General features: G+C 71.6%; 5 protein-coding genes. All 5 read left to right on the forward strand.

The window, feature by feature from the left end; all coding sequences use genetic code 11:
• Positions 1–349, forward strand: a 349-nt coding sequence (locus tag FXN61_RS47860) for a hypothetical protein (RefSeq protein ID WP_167980402.1), incomplete at its 5' end; no start/stop codon positions are given.
• On the forward strand, positions 349–855 hold the full coding sequence (locus FXN61_RS47865; protein ID WP_167980403.1) for a hypothetical protein: 507 nt from the start codon (positions 349–351) through the stop codon (positions 853–855). The genes FXN61_RS47860 and FXN61_RS47865, both read left to right, overlap by 1 nt.
• On the forward strand, positions 855–1,454 hold the full coding sequence (locus FXN61_RS47870) for a hypothetical protein (protein WP_167980404.1): 600 nt from the start codon (positions 855–857) through the stop codon (positions 1,452–1,454). The genes FXN61_RS47865 and FXN61_RS47870 overlap by 1 nt, the downstream gene beginning before the upstream one ends.
• A complete protein-coding gene (locus FXN61_RS47875) occupies positions 1,451–2,575 on the forward strand; it encodes an NACHT domain-containing protein (protein ID WP_167980405.1) in 1,125 nt (374 codons plus the stop codon). The genes FXN61_RS47870 and FXN61_RS47875 overlap by 4 nt, the downstream gene beginning before the upstream one ends.
• A 369-nt stretch (positions 2,576–2,944) precedes the next feature.
• Positions 2,945–4,023, forward strand: a 1,079-nt coding sequence (locus FXN61_RS47880; protein ID WP_223165902.1) for a hypothetical protein, incomplete at its 3' end; no start/stop codon positions are given.

Below are 4,023 nucleotides of genomic sequence, written 5' to 3' on the forward strand. Positions count from 1 at the left end.
GTCGTGGCAGACGTCGGCGCCGCGGCCGGCGTGGCGCGGGAGCTCGGCGAGGTCCGGCGAGGTCGTGCGGGAGGCAGCCGCGCAGACGTCACTGGCCAGGGACCTGTCCGCCCGCAACGCCGCGCACCGGGAACTGCTCGACGAGGCCCAGAAGCCGTTCTCCGCGGCGGCCGACTCGGTGGCCGGTGCGGCGGATCGGTTCCAGGCCACCGCGTCCACGCTGCAGGAGATCACGAGCAAGCTGCGCGAGACGATCCGCGAGGTGAACTGGCTCGCGATGGTGTCCGACGGTCTGCGGCACCCCGCAGAGCACCTGGACCAGGCGGCGAGTCCGGATCAGGTGGCGTGATGGCGCCCAGACGTCAACTACGCAGGCAACCGGTGAGCGCGCTGGGCGCCGTCGGCTGGCTGTTCGCGGAACTGGCGCTGTTGCTGATGATCATCGCGCTCGGGTCGAACGAACACCCACCGGTGGCCCAGCCCGTCCCGTCCTCGTCGTCACCTGCGCCCACCACCAGCTCCTTCGTTGCTCCCGAAGGTCTTTTGCTGACCTCGGAGTCGTTCACCATGCACGTCGACCCGTCCGGCGCGGGCGTGGTGGACGAGTTCCGGCGCAAGATGGTCGACGTGGTCGGCGTGGACGGGCGCGTCGGGCTGATCCTGGTGTTCGGGAAGTCACGCGATCCGTCCGTGCCGACACAGGGAACACTGGTATCGCAGCAGCTCAAGGATCTGGTGAGGTCCGCGGGCCTGCCGCAGCTGCGGAGCATGAACGACATGCGCGCCTACCTCGGGTCGGAGGGCGCTCCTGGCGACGCCAAGGTCGAGCTGTTCCTGCTCAACGGTGGCAGCTGATGCGGCGGCGTCGTCGTGCCCGGCCGGACGTGGTCGTGGTGGACGGGTCGGGTGCCTCACGTGGCCTCGCGCTGTGCTCCGCGTTGGGCCGCAACGGAATGCGAGCCGAGCCGGTGTCCGCTTTGGACATGGCCGCCCACCCGTCGGCGTGCGTACTGCTGCTGATGCCCGTCGACTCGCTGCCGGACGCCGGCCACCACGTGCTCTCGGCGGTGGCGGGGTTGCGCGACCGGCACTGGGGAAGGTTCGTGGTGGCGTGGCACGTGCCGCATGCGGCCAGGATCAGGGTCGCCGCCGCCGTCGGGAACGGCGCCGCGTTGCTGCTCGGCACCAGCTGGCAGCGGGAACTGGTGCGGCACGCCACGCCGTTCGACGCGGTGCGATGCCGTGACCGGCAGGTGCGCGCGCTCCTGTCGGCCCGCAGGGTCGGTGGCAAGTCCGTGCGGCGGTTCTGCGACGACCTCGCCGCGCTGGACCCGCTGGCAGTGCACGACATCACCGCGCAGGTGGCCGACCTCGGCGAGGAGACCCGGTTGTGCTGGCCGCCGCCGGAGTCGATCACCCAGGCGGTCCTGCTGCGAACGGGGGGCGCCGCATGACTGATCTGCCGTCAGTGGAACGGATCGTGAACTCGGTGACGGGGTTCGCGGGAATGGTGGTGCAGACCGGAACGCTGGTGTTCGGGGCAACCGGAGACGTGCCGGTCGACGAGGCGGTGCGCGACCTCGGGCCGTTGTTCGCCGACGTGCTCGCCGACGGGTTCACCGGGCGGCGATGGCTGCTCGACCAGATCGACGGGTTCCTGGCCGAGCGGCCTCGCGGCTACCTGTGGGTGGAGGGCGACGCGGGAGTCGGGAAGACCGCGCTCGCCGCGCATCTCGTGCGGGAACGGGGCTGGGCGGGGCACTTCTCACGGCTGACGCGGGGAGGTTCGGCTCGCGTCGCGCTGCGCAACCTGGCGGGGCAGCTGGCGCGCGAGCACGGTCTCGCTCCCGGCGGCCTGCTGCCAGGGCGGTGGTGCACCCCGGAGGGGTTCGAGACGTTGCTGGCCAGGATCACCCCTCCGCTCGTCCTGGTGGTGGACGGTGCCGACGAGGCAGAGCAGGTGCCGGGGGCACAGCCGTGGGGACTCCCGATGGAACTGCCGCCAGGGGTTTTCGTGGTGGGCACCTACCGGACGGGCAGTCCGCCACCGAGGTCCACGCCGCCGTCGACCGTGCTGCGGCTCGCGAGCGGGGATCCCCGCAACGTCGCCGATGTGGCTTCCCACGTGGCCCGTGTCCAGCCTGATGTGGCAGAGGAACTGGTGATCCGCTGCGGGGGCGTGTGGGTCTATCTGCGTTACGTCCTGAACGAGATCCGGCAGGGCGTCCGCTCGGTGACCGACCCGTTGCCCGCGGATCTGTCGCGGTACTACGTCGACAACCTGGAGTCGTGGAGCCGGGAGGCCGACTGGTCCGACGCGTTGCTTCCGCTCGTGTCGAGCCTGGCGATCGCCGGCGAACCGCTCAGCGCGCGGCAGCTGGCCGCTCTGTCCGATGTGGACGAGGTGTGGTGCGCGAGCACTGCCACCGGACGCTGCGGCCGTTTCTCGGTGCCGTCGACGGGCAGGCCGGGCGTGGTTTCGCGCTGTATCACGCCAGTCTGCGGGAGTTCCTCACTGGCGTGCGCCCCGGCGACGAGAGTCCCGAGCAGGACTGGAAGTGGTGGGACACGCTGACCTCTGCCACCGCCGCCGCGCACGACCGTGTCGCCGAGCGCTACCTGACCCACTTCGCCGGCCCGGCCGCGCAGGATTGCATCGACGGCGGTTATCCCCTGCGGCATCTGGCACGCCATCTCGTGGCGGCGGGACGTCACGACGATCTGCACCGCCTGGCTGCGAGCGGAGAACTCGAGCCGGCCCACCTGGTTCGCCGCGCACGACCACGCCGGCACGGTCGACGACTTCCTGGCCGACGTCGCGCTCGCACGTGACCTCCACGCCGAGAAGACCGACAGGGCGCTGGCTGCAGGCCAGCCAGCCCCGACGCTGTGCGACGAGGCGTTCTACGACCTGGTCACGGCATCGATCGTCAGCCGTACCAACGTGATCCCCGCCGAGCTGGTCGCCGCGCTGGTCGCGGGCGGTGTGTGGACGCGGAGTCGCGCGGTCGCGCACGCGCTCCGGTTGTCCACGGCCACCGCGCGGGCACACGTGCTGGCCGTGCTCGCGGCCGAGATCGCCGATCCCGGTGTCCTGGACCTGGCACTGGCAGAGGCGGAGAAGATCGAGTCCGCGTACGCCCGTGCCGAGGTGCTGCTCAGGCTGGTCCCGCTCGACCAGGCCCGCCGGCCGGACCTGGTGCGGAAGACGTTGCACGCCACGGCGGACATCGCCGGTGAGCACCAGAAGGCCGGTGCCATCACGGACCTCGCGCCGTGGCTGACCACCGTTCACACGGACACCGCGCGGAAGCTGGCGGAGGACATCACCACCCCGCACGCCCGCGCTCGTGCGCTGACCGCGCTGGGCGACCGAACCGGTGCCATGGCGGCGATTCACACGATCAGCGGTGAGCACGACCGCGCAGACGCCCTCGCCTGTCTCACGCCGCACCTGCCCGATGCCGAACTGCCCGACGCCCTGGCCGTGGCGCGGGCGATCACCGGACATCACCGCGTCATCGCGATCGCGGCGGTCGCCACGCGCCTCCCTGAGCGCGAAAAGGCACTCGCGGACCTCCTGAACGTGCCCATTCCCGCACCAGAGCAACGAGCCGCCGTGCACACGGCACTCGCTCGTCACCTTCCCGCCGCGGTCGGCCCGGCGCTCGCCGCCGTCGCCGCCATCGACGAACCGGTCGCACGAGCCGACGCTCTGACGAACCTGGCCCCACTGCTGACCGAGCCGCAACTGACCGATGCCCTGTGCGCGATCCGGTCCCCGCAAGACCACGCCCGATGCCTGACCGCGCTGGCACCGCACCTGCCCGACCGACGTCAAGTCGTCAAAAGAGCACACGAGGCGGCTGCCGGGATCGCCGACGCGCACGACCGTGCGGAGGCGTTGACCCGGCTGGTACCCCTGCTGCCCACGGCACAACGGCGAGAAGCGCTGACCGCCGCGCTGGCCGCGGCCGCCGAGGTGCCCACGGACGACAGCTGCCGGGACCTGCCCGCGGGGCT

Origin of the sequence: Lentzea indica (assembly GCF_012184385.1) — a bacterium.
Taxonomy (GTDB): Bacteria; Actinomycetota; Actinomycetes; order Mycobacteriales; family Pseudonocardiaceae; genus Lentzea; species Lentzea indica.

What these genes read in the sequence shown, in the direction of transcription:
- FXN61_RS47865 (WP_167980403.1), top strand. Translation starts at nt 349, where the DNA reads ATGGCGCCCAGACGTCAACTACGCAGGCAACCGGTGAGCGCGCTGGGC.
- FXN61_RS47870 (WP_167980404.1), top strand. Translation starts at nt 855, where the DNA reads ATGCGGCGGCGTCGTCGTGCCCGGCCGGACGTGGTCGTGGTGGACGGG.
- FXN61_RS47875 (WP_167980405.1), top strand. Translation starts at nt 1,451, where the DNA reads ATGACTGATCTGCCGTCAGTGGAACGGATCGTGAACTCGGTGACGGGG.